This is a genomic window from Shinella agrisoli, from assembly GCF_046557955.1.
Lineage (GTDB): Bacteria > Pseudomonadota > Alphaproteobacteria > Rhizobiales > Rhizobiaceae > Shinella.
In genome coordinates, this window is the sequence record NZ_JBJIEP010000018.1 from 49,664 (window position 1) to 63,895 (window position 14,232).

Genomic DNA, 14,232 nt, shown 5'->3' on the forward strand with positions numbered 1-14,232 from the left:
TCAGCCGAAATCGACGGCATGCAGCAGGCTGCCGTTGCGCTTGAGCCAGCGCTTGGCATCCTGCGTCGCCGGGCAGAGCTCTTCGCAGAGCGCCCAGAAGGCCGGGCTGTGGTTCATCTCACGCAAATGCGCCACTTCGTGGGCGGCCAGGTAGTCGATCACGCCGGGCGGCGCCATGGCGATGCGCCAGGAGAAGCTGAGCGCGCCGTCCGCCGAGCAGGAGCCCCAGCGGCTGCGGGTGTCGCGCAATGTCAGCGACTTCACACGCCTGCCGATGCGGCCGGCATGGACGGCGACGAGCCGCTCCAGCTCCAGCCGGGCCTCCTTCTTCAGGAAATCGCCGATGCGGCGCGGGATGCTCTCCTCCATGCCGCCGACGCGCAGCACGGCTTCGTCGCCGACGATCGTCGCTTCCGTCAGGCCGCGCAGCCGGCCTGTCGCCTCGATGCGATGGGAGACGCCGCGGATCATCACATACCCGCCGTCCGCCAACGCGTTCGTCGTGCGGAACTTGGCGAGCTTCGTCATCAGCCAGCCCTGATGGCGGTCGAGGAAATCGCGGATGTCGCGCTCGGGAATGCCGTTCGGCACCGTCATGCGCAACGCCCTGCCGCCCGGCTCGATGCGCAGCGTGAGGCGCGTGGCGCGGAGGTCCCTTCTTATGGTGAGCGGAAGGCGCTTGCCGTTGACGTCGACTTCGCGCCTTTCCGGCGGAGGCGGCGCCTTCAGCGCCTTGCGGGGCTTGCGAGCCAAGGAAAACATGCTCTCTTCATAGCCGATTCGGCCCCCACTGAAACATCCCGATGAAAAACCGGCGGGCCGCGCAGGTACATCCTTCTTCCGCCGTCACAGGCCCGATGCCGGAGAGGCGAGGCCCGTTTACCGCCGCAGGCGGCTTTTCGTGCCCGGTCAGGGCGCGCCGAACCGGCCTTCGGAGACGAACTCGGCCACCGGCTTGCGACCGCTCGGCACCTCGCGCTTCATGAGGTCTTCCGGCAGCGTTTCCTTCGGTGCGATCCTGCCGATGGCAAGGCCGGCCTCCACGCGAAAACCTTCCGGAATGCCGAGGACGTCCCTCGCCTTTTCGCGGTCGATGCCGCCCATGCCATGGGCATGGTAGCCGGCGCGGACCGCCTGGAGGGCGAGGTAGCCCCAGGCGGCGCCCGTGTCGAAGGCATGGGTGTAGGCCGGCCGCATCTCGCCGGCCGCGTTCTGGCGGTGGGTCTGGGAGACGATCACCGCCAGGACGGAGGCCTTGTCCGTCCAGCGGCGGTTGCCCTCGTCCAGCGTATTGTAGATCGTCTCGAAGGCCTCGGTGCCGCGGTGGCCGTAGACGAAGCGCCAGGGCTGGCCGTTCCCGGCGGACGGCGCCCACCGCGCGGCCTCGAACAGGGACAACAGCGTTTCCTCAGGCATGGCTTCGCCGGTGAAGGCGCGGGGCGACCAGCGTTCAAGGAAGATGGGATCGATGGGATGATCGGCGGTGCGGCCATTGGTTTGTGTCATTGCAAGCCTCGAATGTCCTGTTTGCGGGCGAAGCTTAGACCCGCCGGCGTCTCCCGCGAAGCGGTAAAATCGCATCCCCGTCGCATTGTCGAACGGGCGGCGGACGCAATATAACCCTTCCGACACGACGTCAGACAGCATCGCGAAATGGGAGATATTCCGATGAGCCTCAAAGACCCGAGCCTGCTCCGCCAGGCGGCCCTGGTGGGCACCCGCTGGATCGAAGCCGATTCGAGCGGCATTGCGGTCAAGAACCCGGCGACGGGCGAGCTCGTCGGCCATGTCCCGAAGCTCGGCGCGAAGGAGACGAAGGAGGCGATCGCCGCCGCCGCCGAGGCGCAGAAGGGCTGGGCGGCAAGGACCGCCAAGGAACGCTCGGCCGTGCTGCGCAAGTGGTTCGACCTGATGATCGAGAACAAGGACGATCTCGGCCGCATCCTCACCATGGAACAGGGCAAGCCGCTGGCCGAGGCCACCGGCGAGATCGTCTACGGCGCGAGCTTCATCGAATGGTTCGCCGAAGAAGCCCGCCGCCTCTACGGCGACATCGTGCCCGGCCACCAGAAGGACAAGCGCATCCTCGTGATGAAGCAGCCGATCGGCGTCGTCGCGGCGATCACGCCGTGGAACTTCCCGAACGCCATGATCACCCGCAAGGCCGGCCCCGCCTTCGCCGCCGGCTGCGCCATGGTGCTGAAGCCCGCCTCGCAGACGCCGTTCTCCGCGATCGCCATCGCCGTTCTTGCCGAACGCGCCGGCCTGCCCGCCGGCTTGTTCTCCGTCGTCACCGGCTCCGCCCGCGAGATCGGTGCGGAGCTGACGGCCAACCCGGTCGTGCACAAGCTCACCTTCACCGGCTCGACGGAAATCGGCGCCGAGCTCTACAAGCAGTGCGCCCCGACCATCAAGAAGCTCGGCCTCGAGCTCGGCGGCAACGCGCCGTTCATCGTCTTCGACGACGCCGACCTCGATGCGGCCGTCGAGGGCGCGCTGATCGCCAAGTTCCGCAACAACGGCCAGACCTGCGTGTGCGCCAACAGGCTCTACGTGCAGGACGCCGTCTACGAGGCCTTCTCCGAAAAGCTGGCCGCCGCCGTCGGCAAGCTGAAGACCGGCAACGGCTTCGACGAGGGCGTGGTGCTCGGGCCGCTGATCGACCAGGCTGCGCTGGAAAAGGTGGAAGAGCATGTCAACGACGCGCTGAAGAAGGGCGGCCGCGTCGTCAAGGGCGGCAAGCGCCATGCGCTCGGCGGCACCTTCTACGAGGCGACCGTCATCGCCGACGTGACGCCGGAGATGGCCGTTGCAAGGGAAGAGACCTTCGGCCCCGTGGCGCCGCTCTTCCGCTTCAAGGACGAGGACGACGTCATCGCCCAGGCGAACGACACGGAGTTCGGCCTCGCCTCCTATTTCTACGCCAAGGACCTGTCGCGCGTCTTCCGTGTCGCCGAGGCGCTGGAATACGGCATGGTGGGGGTCAACACGGGCCTCATCTCGACGGCGGAAGCGCCTTTCGGCGGCGTGAAACTCTCCGGCCTCGGCCGTGAGGGCTCGCGCTACGGCATCGAGGAGTTCACCGAGATCAAATATGTCTGCCTCGGCGGCATCGCCTGAGCGACAGGCAATGCATATCCCGGCCGGCATCGTCCGGCCGCTCCCTGGTTTGAAGAGGAAAGAACCGTGGCAGCACCGAAAAACGCCTTCAAGGCCGCGCTTCGCGAAGGCCGGTTCCAGCTTGGCCTATGGGCGGCGCTGGGCAGCGCCTATGCCGCGGAGATCCTCTCCACCAGCGGCTATGACTGGCTGCTGATCGACGGCGAGCACGGCCCGAACGACATGCCGCTGATCAGCGCGCAGATCGGCGCGCTGCGCCATTCGCCGACCCATGCCATGGTGCGCCCGCCGGTGGGGGAGGCCTGGATATTGAAGCAGCTGCTCGACCAGGGCGCCCAGACCTTCCTCATTCCCATGGTCGAATCGGCGGCGCAGGCGGAAGCGCTGGTACGCGCCGTGCGCTACCCGCCGCACGGCATTCGCGGCGTCGGCGCGGGCCTCGGCCGGGCGAGCGACTTCAACCGGACGCCGGACTACGTGACGACCGCCAACGATGAGATCTGCCTTATCGTGCAGGTGGAAAACCGGGCAGGCCTCGCCGCGGTCGACGAGATCGCCGCGGTGGAGGGCGTCGACGGCATCTTCATCGGTCCGTCGGACCTTGCCGCCGACATGGGCTTTCTCGGAAATCCCGGCGCGCCGGACGTGCAGGCGGCGATCACCCATATCTTCGAGCGCACCAAGGCGAAGGGCAAGGCGCGCGGCATCATGACGGTCTCGCTGCCGCAGGCCGGGGTTTACCGCGATCTCGGCGCCGATTTCATGGCGATCGGCACCGACGTCAACTGCCTCGTTTCGGCCGTGGAGAACCTGCGCCGCCAGTTCCTCGGCGAAGCGGCGGCGAACAGGCACGGCGGCGGTTACTGAACATCGGCATCGGCGCATTCGGCGTCCGGGCGTGGGGCCGCCCTTCAGTTGATGGACTGCAGGAGGGTTTCGCGCGCGGATTTCAGATGCTGCCGGCAGGCATGCTCGATCTTGCCCGGATCGCGCGAACGCAGCGCCGTAATATAGGCGAGATGTTCTTCCATCGCCCGGGCGTTGCGCTGGCGCGCATTCGTCTTGTTCCACTGGTAATGGTAGTGGAAGACGATGGCGATCACGTCGTAGAAATCGATGATGAAGCGGTTCCTCGAGGCGCGGTGCACGAGCAGGTGAAAGCGCTCGTCGAGCTCGGAGAAATCCAGGTAGCGGTTCTCGATGTCGGCGAGGATCGCATGGTGGACGGCCTCGATCGCGTCGAGTTCCTGCCAGGCGGGGTGATCTTCCGGCAGATGCGCGAAGGCGGCGGCCGAGCGCAGCTCGAACATTTCGCGCACCTCCGTCAGCTCCAGGGCGAATTCGCGGGTGAAGCCCTTCAGCACCCAGTGGCTGTTCGGCCGTTTCTCGATAAGGCCGAAGCGGCTGAAGCGGATCAGGAATTCGCGCACGCTGGTCGTGCCGATACCGATTTCGCGGGCGAGCTCGAGTTCGTTGATCTGCATGCCCGGCTCGGCGCCGCCCGCCAGAATCCGGCGCATGAAGCTGCGCTCGATGATCTCGGAAAGCGAGTCCGTCTCCTCCGTCGGAAAATAATCCGAGGCGACGGGCTTGCGCAGCACGATCTTGCGCCGCTTCTCCCATGCCAGCAGGCCAACTTCCTCGAGCCGGGTCAGGATCGACCGCACGGTCGTGCGGCTGACGCCGAGCGCCGCGCCGAGCTCGGGCTCGGAAGGCAGGCTCGCAGTCTGTTCCAGCAGCTTCACGCAGCGATTGAAGGCGTCCTTGAAGACGGTGTTCTGTTTGGCCATGGGTGCCGCCGGTTCTTGGGTTTGTCGCGTCCCTTACTGGCTGAGCGGGCGAAATGCCAGCGGCCGGCTGCCTCCCGCACAGCGCCCGCCCCGCATCCTCCCGTTTCCTCCTGCCTTCGCATATTACCCATTGACGACAATCTGTCTATTGTCGATAAAAGACAAAACGCCGGCGCGGGAACGCCGGCCGGGAGGATGCATGAAGACGCGGACGATCGGGAGGACAGGCCTCGCCGTGACCGAATACAGTTTCGGCACGGCCCCGCTCGGCGGGCTCTATCGGTCCTGCCCGCGGGATCTTGCGATGGCGACCCTGGAGACGGCCTGGGAGGAAGGCCTTCGCTACTACGATACCGCGCCCTGGTATGGTTTCGGCCGCGCGGAACGGTATGTCGGCGATTTTCTCCGCGACAAGCCGAAGGCAAGCTATGTGCTTTCGACCAAGGTCGGGCGCGTGATGGTGCCGGTGCCGGACGACAAGGTTCCGAGCTACGGTTTCGTGGATCCGCTGCCCTTCGATGTCCGTTACGACTACAGCTATGACGGCATCATGCGCTGCATCGAGCTGAGCTATGCCCGGCTCGGGCTGAACCTGATCGACATCCTCTATGTGCACGACATCGGCGTCTATACCCACGGGGCGGAGCGCAATGCCGTCTATCTCCGGCAATTGCTCGATTCCGGCCTGAAGGCGCTCGCCGAGCTCAAGTCGTCGGGCACGATCAAGGCCTTCGGGCTCGGCGTGAACGAGGTGCCCGTCTGCCTGGATGTCATGCGGCAGGCCGATCTCGATTGCATCCTGCTTGCCGGCCGCTACACGCTGCTTGACCGTTCCGCCGTGGAGGACCTGCTTCCGCTATGCGAAGCGAAGGGCACGTCGCTGGTGGTCGGCGGCGTCTTCAATTCCGGCATCCTGGCGACCGGTCCCGTCGAAGGCGCGCATTTCGACTACATGGCGGCAACGCCCGAGATCGCCGACAGGGTGGGCGCTATGGCGGAGATCGCGGGGGAAAGGGGCCTGCCGCTCGCCGCACCCGCGCTGCAGTTTCCCCTCGAGCATCCGGCCGTCGCCTCCGTGCTGCTCGGCACGGCGAAGCCGGAGAGCCTGCGGCGAAACATGGCGCTCGCCCGCATGGCGCTGCCCAAGGATATTTATCCGGCTTTCGAGCCGCATACGCTGGTGGCGCCACCGCTCGGGCGCGAGGCCATCCGCCAATAGGCAGCGATAGGGAGATCGGAAAACCATGTTGAAAGGCATTCATCCGCTGCTCGGCCCCGACCTCCTCCACGCGTTGAGAACCATGGGCCATGGCGACGACATCGTCATCGCGGACGCCAACTTTCCCGCGAGCTTCCTGGGGCCGAGGGTCATAAGGGCGGACGGCGTCGATGCGGTGTCGATCACCGAGGCGGTGCTGGCGCACATGCCGCTCGATACCTTCGTGCCGCAAGCGGCCTGGCGCATGGAGGTGGTCGGCGATCCGGCCGCGGTGCCGGACATCTGCGCGACGTTCCAGGATCTCGTGCATCGCCTGGCCGGCGATTTCACGGTGCACGCGGTCGAGCGGTTCGCCTTCTACGAAATGGCGAAGAAGGCCGCCTATATCGTCGCGACCACCGAATTCCGCCTCTATGGCAATATCATTCTGAAAAAGGGTGTCGTTCACCCGCATGAGGTCTTCCGGGTCTAGTATCCGGCGGCCACCGTTTGGGAGGACGGCGGCGATGGACTGGAATGCTTGCAAATGCAGCCTTCGTGACGCAGCCGCCCGCTTGCCAGGCGGCAGAGGCGAATGTAGCCTGCATCGACATATGTTTTTTATCGATAAAAGATCGAGTTGTTTACTTCCTGCAACCCGGTCCGGCAAGGAGAACAGGAAGCACCAGTGAGGAGAAACCTGATGAGCATTGTAAGATCGCTTCTGACCCGCCGCGCCTTCACGGCGCTTGCGGGTGCCGCAGTCCTCGCCACCATGGCCCCTGCCGCTTCGTTCGCGCAGGACGTCACCATCCCGATCATCGTCAAGGACACGACGTCCTTCTACTGGCAGATCGTGCTCGCGGGCGCCCGCCAGGCCGGCAAGGATCTCGGCGTCAACGTGCCGGAGCTCGGCGCGCAGTCGGAATCCGACATCAACGGCCAGATCAGCATCCTCGAAAACGCCGTGGCGGGCGGCCCGGCCGCCGTCGTCATCTCGCCGACGGAGTTCAAGGCGCTCGGCAAGCCGGTCGACGAGGCGGCGAAGTCCGTCCCGATCATCGGCATCGACTCGGCGGCCGATTCCAAGGCCTTCACCTCGTTCCTGACGACCGACAACGTCCAGGGCGGACGCATCGCGGCTGATGGCCTTGCCGCCGCCATCAAGGCTGCGACCGGCAAGGAAGAGGGCGAGATCGCCATCATCACCAGCCTGCCGGGCGTCGGCTCGCTCGACCAGCGCCGCGAGGGCTTCCTCGACCAGATCAAGACGAAGTATCCGGGCCTGACGGTCGTCGCCGACAAATATGCGGACGGCCAGGCCACGACCGGTCTCAACATGATGACCGACCTCATCACCGCCAACCCGAACCTCGTCGGCGTCTTCGCCTCGAACCTCATCATGGCGCAGGGCGTCGGCCAGGCGATCGCCGAAAACAAGCTCGGCGACAAGATCAAGGTCATCGGCTTCGACTCGGACGAGAAGACGGTCGGCTTCCTCAAGGAGGGCGTGCTCGCCGGCCTCGTCGTGCAGGATCCCTATCGCATGGGATACGACGGCGTGAAGACGGCGCTCGCCGTCTCCAAGGGCGAGAAGGTGGAGGCCTTCGTCGACACCGGCGCGAACCTCGTGACCAAGGAGAACATGGCCGATCCGAAGATCGACGCGCTCCTCAATCCCAAGATCTGACGTTCCGAGGGATTGTTTGACGAACTTTCGCCCGCGTCGCATGATCCGGGCGGGACGCTTTCCGCGCAGTCAGGGAGGACAGGAGCGATGAGCAGCCTTGAAGAGCTGAGCCATCGGCATGAAGACGAGGCGAAGCTCGCCGAATCCGAAGCGGTGCCGCGCGGCGAACCGATCCTCGAATTGCGCGGGCTGCAGAAGAAATACGGTTTCGTCGAGGCCCTCAAGCCGGCGTCGATCACCTTCCTCGCCGGCGAGATCCACGCCATCGTCGGCGAGAACGGCGCCGGCAAATCCACCCTGATAAAACTCCTGACCGGCGTCATCCGCCGAACGGCCGGCGAGGTCTTCTGGTGCGGCAGGCCCGTCCAGCTCGCCACGCCCAACGAGGCCATCTCCCGCGGCATCAACGCCGTGCACCAGGAGGTCGTGCTCTGCCCGCACCTTTCGGTGGCGGCCAACATGTTCCTCGGCGACGAGATGAAGCGCTACGGCCTGATGCGCAAGGGCGCGATGGAGCGCGCGGCGCAGGCCGTGCTGGACGATCTTGGTTTCCAGCTTCCCGCCGCCGCCCTGCTCGGCAGCCTCACCATCGGCCAGCAGCAGCTTGTCGCGACGGCCAAGGCCGCCATGCGCGGCATCCGCTTCCTCATCTTCGACGAGCCGACGGCCTATCTTACCCGCCAGGAGTCCGCCCAGCTCTTCCGGCTCATTCGCCGGCTACGCGACCAGGGCGTGACGATCGTCTATATCAGCCACCGCATGGAGGAGGTCTTCGAGCTGGCCGACCGGGTCTCGGTCCTGCGCGACGGGACCCATGTCGGAACGCGCCTCATCGGCGAGACGAACGAGAACGAGCTGATCGCGCTGATGATCAACCGCTCGATCGAGCAGATCTACCACAAGGAGGCGGTGCCGATCGGCGATGTGATCGTCGAGACCCGCGGGCTTTCCGGGCCGGGCTTCGAGGACATCTCGCTGACGGTGCGCTCCGGCGAGATCGTCGGGCTTTACGGCCTGATCGGCGCCGGCCGCAGCGAATTCGCGCTCGGCCTCTACGGCCGCCAGCCGGTTTCCGCCGGCGAGATCTTCTGGGAGGGCAGAAAGGTCGACATCCGCAGCGAGCGGACGGCGATGGACCTCGGCATCGCGCTCGCCCCAGAAAGCCGCCGCGACCAGGGTCTCTGCCTCAACCTGCCGATCGGCCTCAACATCAACCTGCCGATCTTCAGGCGGCTGAGCTCGGGACTGGTGATCCGCAGGGGCGACGAGGCGGAAAATGCCGACCGGCAGATCCGCAACCTCAGCATCAAGACGCCGTCGCGCCGGGTGCTCGCCTCCGCCATGTCGGGAGGCAACCAGCAGAAGATCGTCATCGCCAAGTGGCTGAGCCACGGCGCGCGGCTCTTCATCTTCGACGAGCCGACGGTGGGCGTCGACGTCGGCACCAAGGCGGAAATCTACCGCCTGTTCGGCCAGCTCCTGAAGCAGGGTGCCGGCATCATCCTCATTTCGTCCTACCTGCCGGAAGTCTACGAGCTTGCCGACCGGCTGCATGTCTTCCGCGGCGGCCGGCTCGTCGCCAGCCACGACCACCGGGCGGCCTCGCACGAGGACGTCCTGACCCAGGCCATCGGCATCTGAACCGCCGCGCGAAAGGGAGAACAAACATGAGCGTGGAGACGACGACGGAAAGCGCACCGGCACCGAGGAGAGGCAGGAACATCCTGCTCGGCCTGACGCTGTTCGGGCTGCTGGCGGCGCTCTGGCTGGCGCTCGGCCTGTCGACCAATGCCTTCTGGACGCCGAACAACATCAGCAACCTGCTGCGCCAGGGCGCGATGACGGCGATCCTCGCGGTCGGCCAGACCTTCGTCATCATCACCGCCGGCATCGACCTTTCCGTCGGTGCCATCGTCGGCTTCACCAGCGTCATCGTCGCCTGGCTGCTGCAGGCGGGCGTGCCGCTGTGGGCGGCGATCATCCTGACGCTGCTGATCGGCGTCGCCATCGGCGCCTTCCACGGCTTCGGCATCGTGCATATGGGCCTGCCGCCCTTCATCATCACGCTCGCGACGCTCACCTCGCTGCGCGGCATCGGCCTGCTCATCACCAACGGCTCGACGATCTCGATCAGCCACGAAGGCTTCACCAATTTCTCCCGCGCCGATTTCCTGGGCGTGCCGAGCCTGTTCTGGATGGTCGTGCTGGTGGCGGTCCCCGCCTTCGTCTTCCTGCATCTCAGCCGCTGGGGCCGCTACCTCTTCGCGGTCGGATCGAACAGGGAGGCGGCACGCCTTTCCGGCGTCAACGTCAACCGCACGATCTACCTTGCCTACATCCTCTCGGCCACCTGCGCCGCCTTCGTCGGCCTGCTGCTCGCCTCGCGCATCGGCATCGGCAACGCCACGCAGGCGGAAGGTTGGGAGCTTCAGGCGATCGCCTCCTCGGTCATCGGCGGGACCAGCCTGTTCGGCGCGGTCGGCTCGGTGCACGGCCCGCTGCTCGGCGCCTTCATCCTGGCCACCATCAACAACGGCGCGAACCTGCTCAACGTCAATTCCTTCTGGCAGCGCATCATCACGGGCCTCCTGATCATCGTCATCGTCTATTTCGACCAGCTGCGCCGCCGCGGAAGCCGTTGAGATGAAGGCCGTCGTCTGCCTGGAACCCGGCCGCCTGGAGACGGTCGAGCGGAAGGCTCCTGCCGCGCCGGCGGAGGGCTGGGTGCGCGTTGCCGTCAGCCATGTCGGCATCTGCGGCACCGACTACCATATCTTCGAGGGCAAGCACCCGTTCCTCGAATATCCCCGCGTCATGGGCCACGAGGTCTCGGCCGTCGTCGCCGACCCCGGAACGAGCGCCCTTGCGGCCGGCACGCCGGTCGTCGTGAACCCCTACATTTCCTGCGGCGCCTGCATCGCCTGCCGGAAGGGAAAACCGAACTGCTGCACGGGCATCCGTGTTCTCGGCGTGCATGCCGACGGCGCCTTCTGCGAGGAAATCCTCATTCCCGAGGAAAATCTTTATCCGGCCGACGGCCTTTCGCTGGAAGCGGCCGCGACCGTCGAATTCCTGGCGATCGGCGCCCATGCCGTTCGTCGTTCGCTCGCGCCGCCGCGCTCGCGCGCCCTTGTCGTCGGCGCCGGGCCGATCGGCCTCGGCACCGCGCTCTTCGCGCGTATCGCCGGCCATGAGGTGACGCTGATGGATATGTCCTCCGAACGCCTCGCCATCGCCTCCGAACGCTTCAGCCTTTCGAACGGCATCCCTGCGGGAGCAGCCGCCGCTGCCGGTGTCAGCCGGGCGACCGGCGGAGACGGTTTCGACGTCGTCTTCGACGCGACGGGACAGGCCGGGTCCATGGAGTCCGCCTTCGCCCATGTCGCTCATGGCGGCGCCCTGGTCCTGGTCAGCGTGGTGAAGGACGAGATCCGTTTCGCCGATCCGGAGTTCCACAAGCGGGAGATGATGCTGATCGGCAGCCGCAATGCGACGCGCGTCGATTTCGAGCATGTCATGGCGAGCATCCGCGCCGGCCGGGTGCCGGTCGAGGCGCTTGTCAGCCACCGCACGGTTCTCGACTGGGTGCCGGTTGACCTTCCGCGCTGGGCGACGGAAAAATCGGGACTTATCAAGGCCATCGTGCGTGTGGCATGACGACGGGAATGGAGTGATCTCATGGGCAATCTTCAGGGCAGGACCGTTCTGGTGACCGCGGCGGGACAGGGCATCGGGCGCGCCTCGGCGCTCGCCTTCCAGCGCGCGGGCGCATCGGTGATCGCCACCGACGTCAACCCGGAAACGCTGGCGAGCCTCGCGGACGAGAGCGGCATCGCCACGCGCATCCTGAACGTGCTCGACGATGCGGCCGTTTCCGCCGTCGTCGCCGATGTCGGCCGCATAGACGTGCTCTTCAACTGCGCAGGCGTGGTGCACGCCGGAACGATCCTGGAGATGAAGGAGGACGACCTCGCCTTCGCCTGGAACCTCAACGTGCTCGCCATGGTGCGCACGATCCGCGCCGTCTTGCCCGGCATGCTGGAGCGGGAGGACGGCGCCATCGTCAACATGGCTTCGGTCGCCTCCAGCGTGAAGGGCGTGCCGAACCGTTTCGCCTATACCGTCACCAAGGCGGCCGTCATCGGCCTCACCAAGTCGATCGCCGCCGATTACGTGGCCAAGGGCATCCGCTGCAATGCCATCTGCCCGGGCACCGTGGAAAGTCCCTCGCTGCAGGACCGCATGCGCGCCGGCGGCGACTATGAAGCCGCCCGCGCCGCCTTCATCGCCCGCCAGCCGATGGGCCGGATCGGCACGCCCGAAGAGATCGCCGATCTTGCCGTGCACCTGGCCGGCGCCACCTACACGACCGGCCAGGCTTATGTCATCGACGGTGGCTGGACGGGCTGAATTCCGTTCATGCCCGCGAAAGGTTCGCGGGCTTAGGATGTCCGGGCGGCGTGTTGCCACGCAGCGAAAACATGCTAGTCTTTTTCGCAACTGCGGAAACAGGGCGACGGCGGTGCGAAGGCCGGCGAGCCCCGCACCCAGAAGGGGTATCGCGTCCGATGTACTATCAGCTCTACGAACTCAACCATGCGATGATGGCGCCCTGGCGCGCCGTGGCGGACCAGATGCGCATCGCTTTCCGCAATCCGCTCAACCCGATCGCGCACACCTATTTCGGCCGCACCATGGCTGCCGGCTTCGAAGTGCTCGAACGCACCACCCGGCGCTACGGCAAGCCCGAATTCGGCCTCGACACCACCGCCATCGACGGCCAGAGCGTCTCCGTTCATGAGAAGATCGTTTGGCAGCGACCCTTCTGCAACCTCATCCATTTCGAGCGCTGTCTTCCGGCGGGCCACCGCCGGGATCCGAAGATCCTGGTCGTCGCCCCGATGTCGGGCCATTACGCGACGCTCCTGCGCGGCACCGTGGAGGCCCTTCTGCCCCATGCGGAAGTCCACATCACCGACTGGATGGACGCGCGCATGGTGCCGCTGTCGGAAGGCAGCTTCGATCTCGACGACTATATCGACTACGTCATCCAGATGCTGCATGCGCTGGGGCCGGATACCCATGTCGTCGCCGTCTGCCAGCCGGCCGTGCCTGTGCTGGCGGCCGTAGCCGTCATGGAAGCCGACGACGATCCGCTGTCGCCCTCGACCATGACGCTGATGGGCGGGCCGATCGACACGCGCATCAACCCGACCGCCGTCAACAAGCTCGCCGAGGAAAAGCCGATCGAATGGTTCCGGGATAACGTCATCATGCCGGTGCCGTGGCCGCAGCCCGGCTTCATGCGCATGGTCTATCCGGGCTTCCTGCAGCTGTCCGGCTTCATGTCGATGAACCTCGACCGCCACGTCATCGCCCACAAAGAATTCTTCGCCCATCTCGTGAAGAACGACGGCGATGCAGCCGAAAAGCATCGCGACTTCTACGACGAGTATCTTGCCGTCATGGACCTGACCGCGGAGTTCTATCTCCAGACGGTCGAAACGGTCTTCATGAAACACGCCCTGCCGAAAGGGGAGATGATGCACCGCGGCCGGCCGGTCGACACGACGGCGATCCGCAAGGTGGCGCTGCTCACCGTCGAGGGGGAGAACGACGACATTTCCGGCGTCGGCCAGACCAAGGCGGCGCAGACCATCTGCACCAACATCCCGGACCACATGCGCATGCACTACATGCAGCCGGATGTCGGCCACTACGGCGTCTTCAACGGTTCGCGCTTCCGCAGGGAGATCGCGCCGCGCATTCTCGCCTTCATCGCCGAGCACGGCCGGGGCGAGAAAGCAAAGCCGGTGCCGCGGGTCATCAAGGGTGGAAAAGCAGGCGGCGCTGCCTGATTTTTGGTTCCTCTTTCAGGCACTTGCCGGAATTCGCCGGGTGTCGCCTTGAACGCGGTCGGTGCTCTGCCCACATCGGAATCACCGGAAGCCGAGGTGGTTTCCGCCGATCGTGAGGAAGATTGCACATGAACCAGTCAGCACTGATCCGTCCGGACTGGACGCCTGCGACCATCGCCCTGATGGTGCTCGGCTTCATGGTGTTCTGGCCGCTCGGCCTTGCCATGCTTGCCTACATCATCTTCGGCGATCGCCTGAAATCCTTCAAGAAAGATGCCAACGAGACCGTCGACGGCATGTTCGCCTCCTGCCGCGGCAAGTTCGGCCGCCGTGGCCACGCTTTCCGCAACGCCACGGGCAATGTCGCCTTCGACGACTGGCGCGACGCCGAGCTCGCCCGGCTCGAGGAAGAGCGCCGCAAGCTCGACGAGATGCGCGAGGAATTCGACGCCTATGTCCGGGAGCTGCGCCGCGCCAAGGACCAGGAGGAATTCGACCGCTTCATGCGCGAGCGGCGCGCAAGAGGCCAGGGCGACGTCCCCGGTTTCCCGGCAACCTAAGGCGCCGCCCGTCCGC

At 65.9% G+C, this 14,232-nt stretch carries 14 protein-coding genes; 11 read left to right on the top strand and 3 right to left on the bottom strand.

Annotated features, from left to right (window positions below; translation table 11 throughout):
- Together ACIIOY_RS18845 and ACIIOY_RS18850 are read right to left on the bottom strand one after the other, a co-directional pair.
- Positions 1–762, bottom strand: coding sequence for a M48 family metallopeptidase (locus tag ACIIOY_RS18845; RefSeq protein ID WP_411036211.1), 762 nt, complete (start codon positions 760–762; stop codon positions 1–3).
- 147 nt (positions 763–909) lie between these two features.
- Entirely contained in the window at positions 910–1,506 is a 597-nt protein-coding gene (locus ACIIOY_RS18850; protein WP_411036212.1) for a nitroreductase family protein, read from the bottom strand.
- 162 nt (positions 1,507–1,668) lie between these two features.
- Between ACIIOY_RS18850 and gabD the strand changes: the two genes are divergently transcribed.
- The gene (gene gabD / locus ACIIOY_RS18855; protein WP_411036213.1) at positions 1,669–3,120 is read left to right on the top strand and encodes an NADP-dependent succinate-semialdehyde dehydrogenase; all 1,452 of its coding nucleotides are present in this window, start codon (positions 1,669–1,671) and stop codon (positions 3,118–3,120) included.
- 66 nt (positions 3,121–3,186) lie between these two features.
- A complete protein-coding gene (locus tag ACIIOY_RS18860; RefSeq protein WP_411036214.1) occupies positions 3,187–3,987 on the top strand; it encodes an aldolase/citrate lyase family protein in 801 nt (266 codons plus the stop codon).
- A 44-nt stretch (positions 3,988–4,031) separates the two neighbouring features.
- Here the strand turns inward: ACIIOY_RS18860 and ACIIOY_RS18865 are convergent, their stop codons facing one another.
- Positions 4,032–4,910, bottom strand: coding sequence for a GntR family transcriptional regulator (locus ACIIOY_RS18865; RefSeq protein WP_411036215.1), 879 nt, complete (start codon positions 4,908–4,910; stop codon positions 4,032–4,034).
- A gap of 199 nt (positions 4,911–5,109) precedes the next feature.
- On the opposite strand from ACIIOY_RS18865, the gene ACIIOY_RS18870 reads away from it, so the two are divergent.
- The 9 genes from ACIIOY_RS18870 (at position 5,110) to ACIIOY_RS18910 (ending at position 14,216) form a co-directional block, all read left to right on the top strand.
- Positions 5,110–6,129, top strand: coding sequence for an aldo/keto reductase (locus ACIIOY_RS18870; protein ID WP_411036216.1), 1,020 nt, complete (start codon positions 5,110–5,112; stop codon positions 6,127–6,129).
- Positions 6,130–6,154: 25 nt separating this feature from the next.
- Complete coding sequence (locus ACIIOY_RS18875; RefSeq protein WP_411036217.1) at positions 6,155–6,601, top strand: RbsD/FucU family protein; 447 nt, start codon at positions 6,155–6,157, stop codon at positions 6,599–6,601.
- A gap of 210 nt (positions 6,602–6,811) precedes the next feature.
- Positions 6,812–7,798 (top strand): ABC transporter substrate-binding protein, encoded by a 987-nt coding sequence (locus ACIIOY_RS18880; RefSeq protein ID WP_411036218.1) that lies wholly within the window; start codon positions 6,812–6,814, stop codon positions 7,796–7,798.
- A gap of 87 nt (positions 7,799–7,885) precedes the next feature.
- On the top strand, positions 7,886–9,439 hold the full coding sequence (locus tag ACIIOY_RS18885) for a sugar ABC transporter ATP-binding protein (RefSeq protein ID WP_411036219.1): 1,554 nt from the start codon (positions 7,886–7,888) through the stop codon (positions 9,437–9,439).
- A gap of 26 nt (positions 9,440–9,465) precedes the next feature.
- Positions 9,466–10,440, top strand: coding sequence for an ABC transporter permease (locus ACIIOY_RS18890; RefSeq protein WP_411036220.1), 975 nt, complete (start codon positions 9,466–9,468; stop codon positions 10,438–10,440).
- A gap of 1 nt (position 10,441) precedes the next feature.
- Positions 10,442–11,455 carry a zinc-binding alcohol dehydrogenase family protein gene (locus ACIIOY_RS18895; protein ID WP_411036221.1) on the top strand — a complete coding sequence of 338 codons (1,014 nt, stop codon included), beginning with the start codon at positions 10,442–10,444 and terminating at the stop codon, positions 11,453–11,455.
- A gap of 21 nt (positions 11,456–11,476) precedes the next feature.
- Complete coding sequence (locus ACIIOY_RS18900) at positions 11,477–12,208, top strand: SDR family oxidoreductase (RefSeq protein ID WP_411036222.1); 732 nt, start codon at positions 11,477–11,479, stop codon at positions 12,206–12,208.
- 158 nt (positions 12,209–12,366) lie between these two features.
- Positions 12,367–13,656 (top strand): polyhydroxyalkanoate depolymerase, encoded by a 1,290-nt coding sequence (gene phaZ / locus ACIIOY_RS18905; protein WP_411036223.1) that lies wholly within the window; start codon positions 12,367–12,369, stop codon positions 13,654–13,656.
- 128 nt (positions 13,657–13,784) lie between these two features.
- The gene (locus tag ACIIOY_RS18910) at positions 13,785–14,216 is read left to right on the top strand and encodes a DUF2852 domain-containing protein (RefSeq protein ID WP_411036224.1); all 432 of its coding nucleotides are present in this window, start codon (positions 13,785–13,787) and stop codon (positions 14,214–14,216) included.
- Positions 14,217–14,232 lie beyond the last annotated feature (16 nt).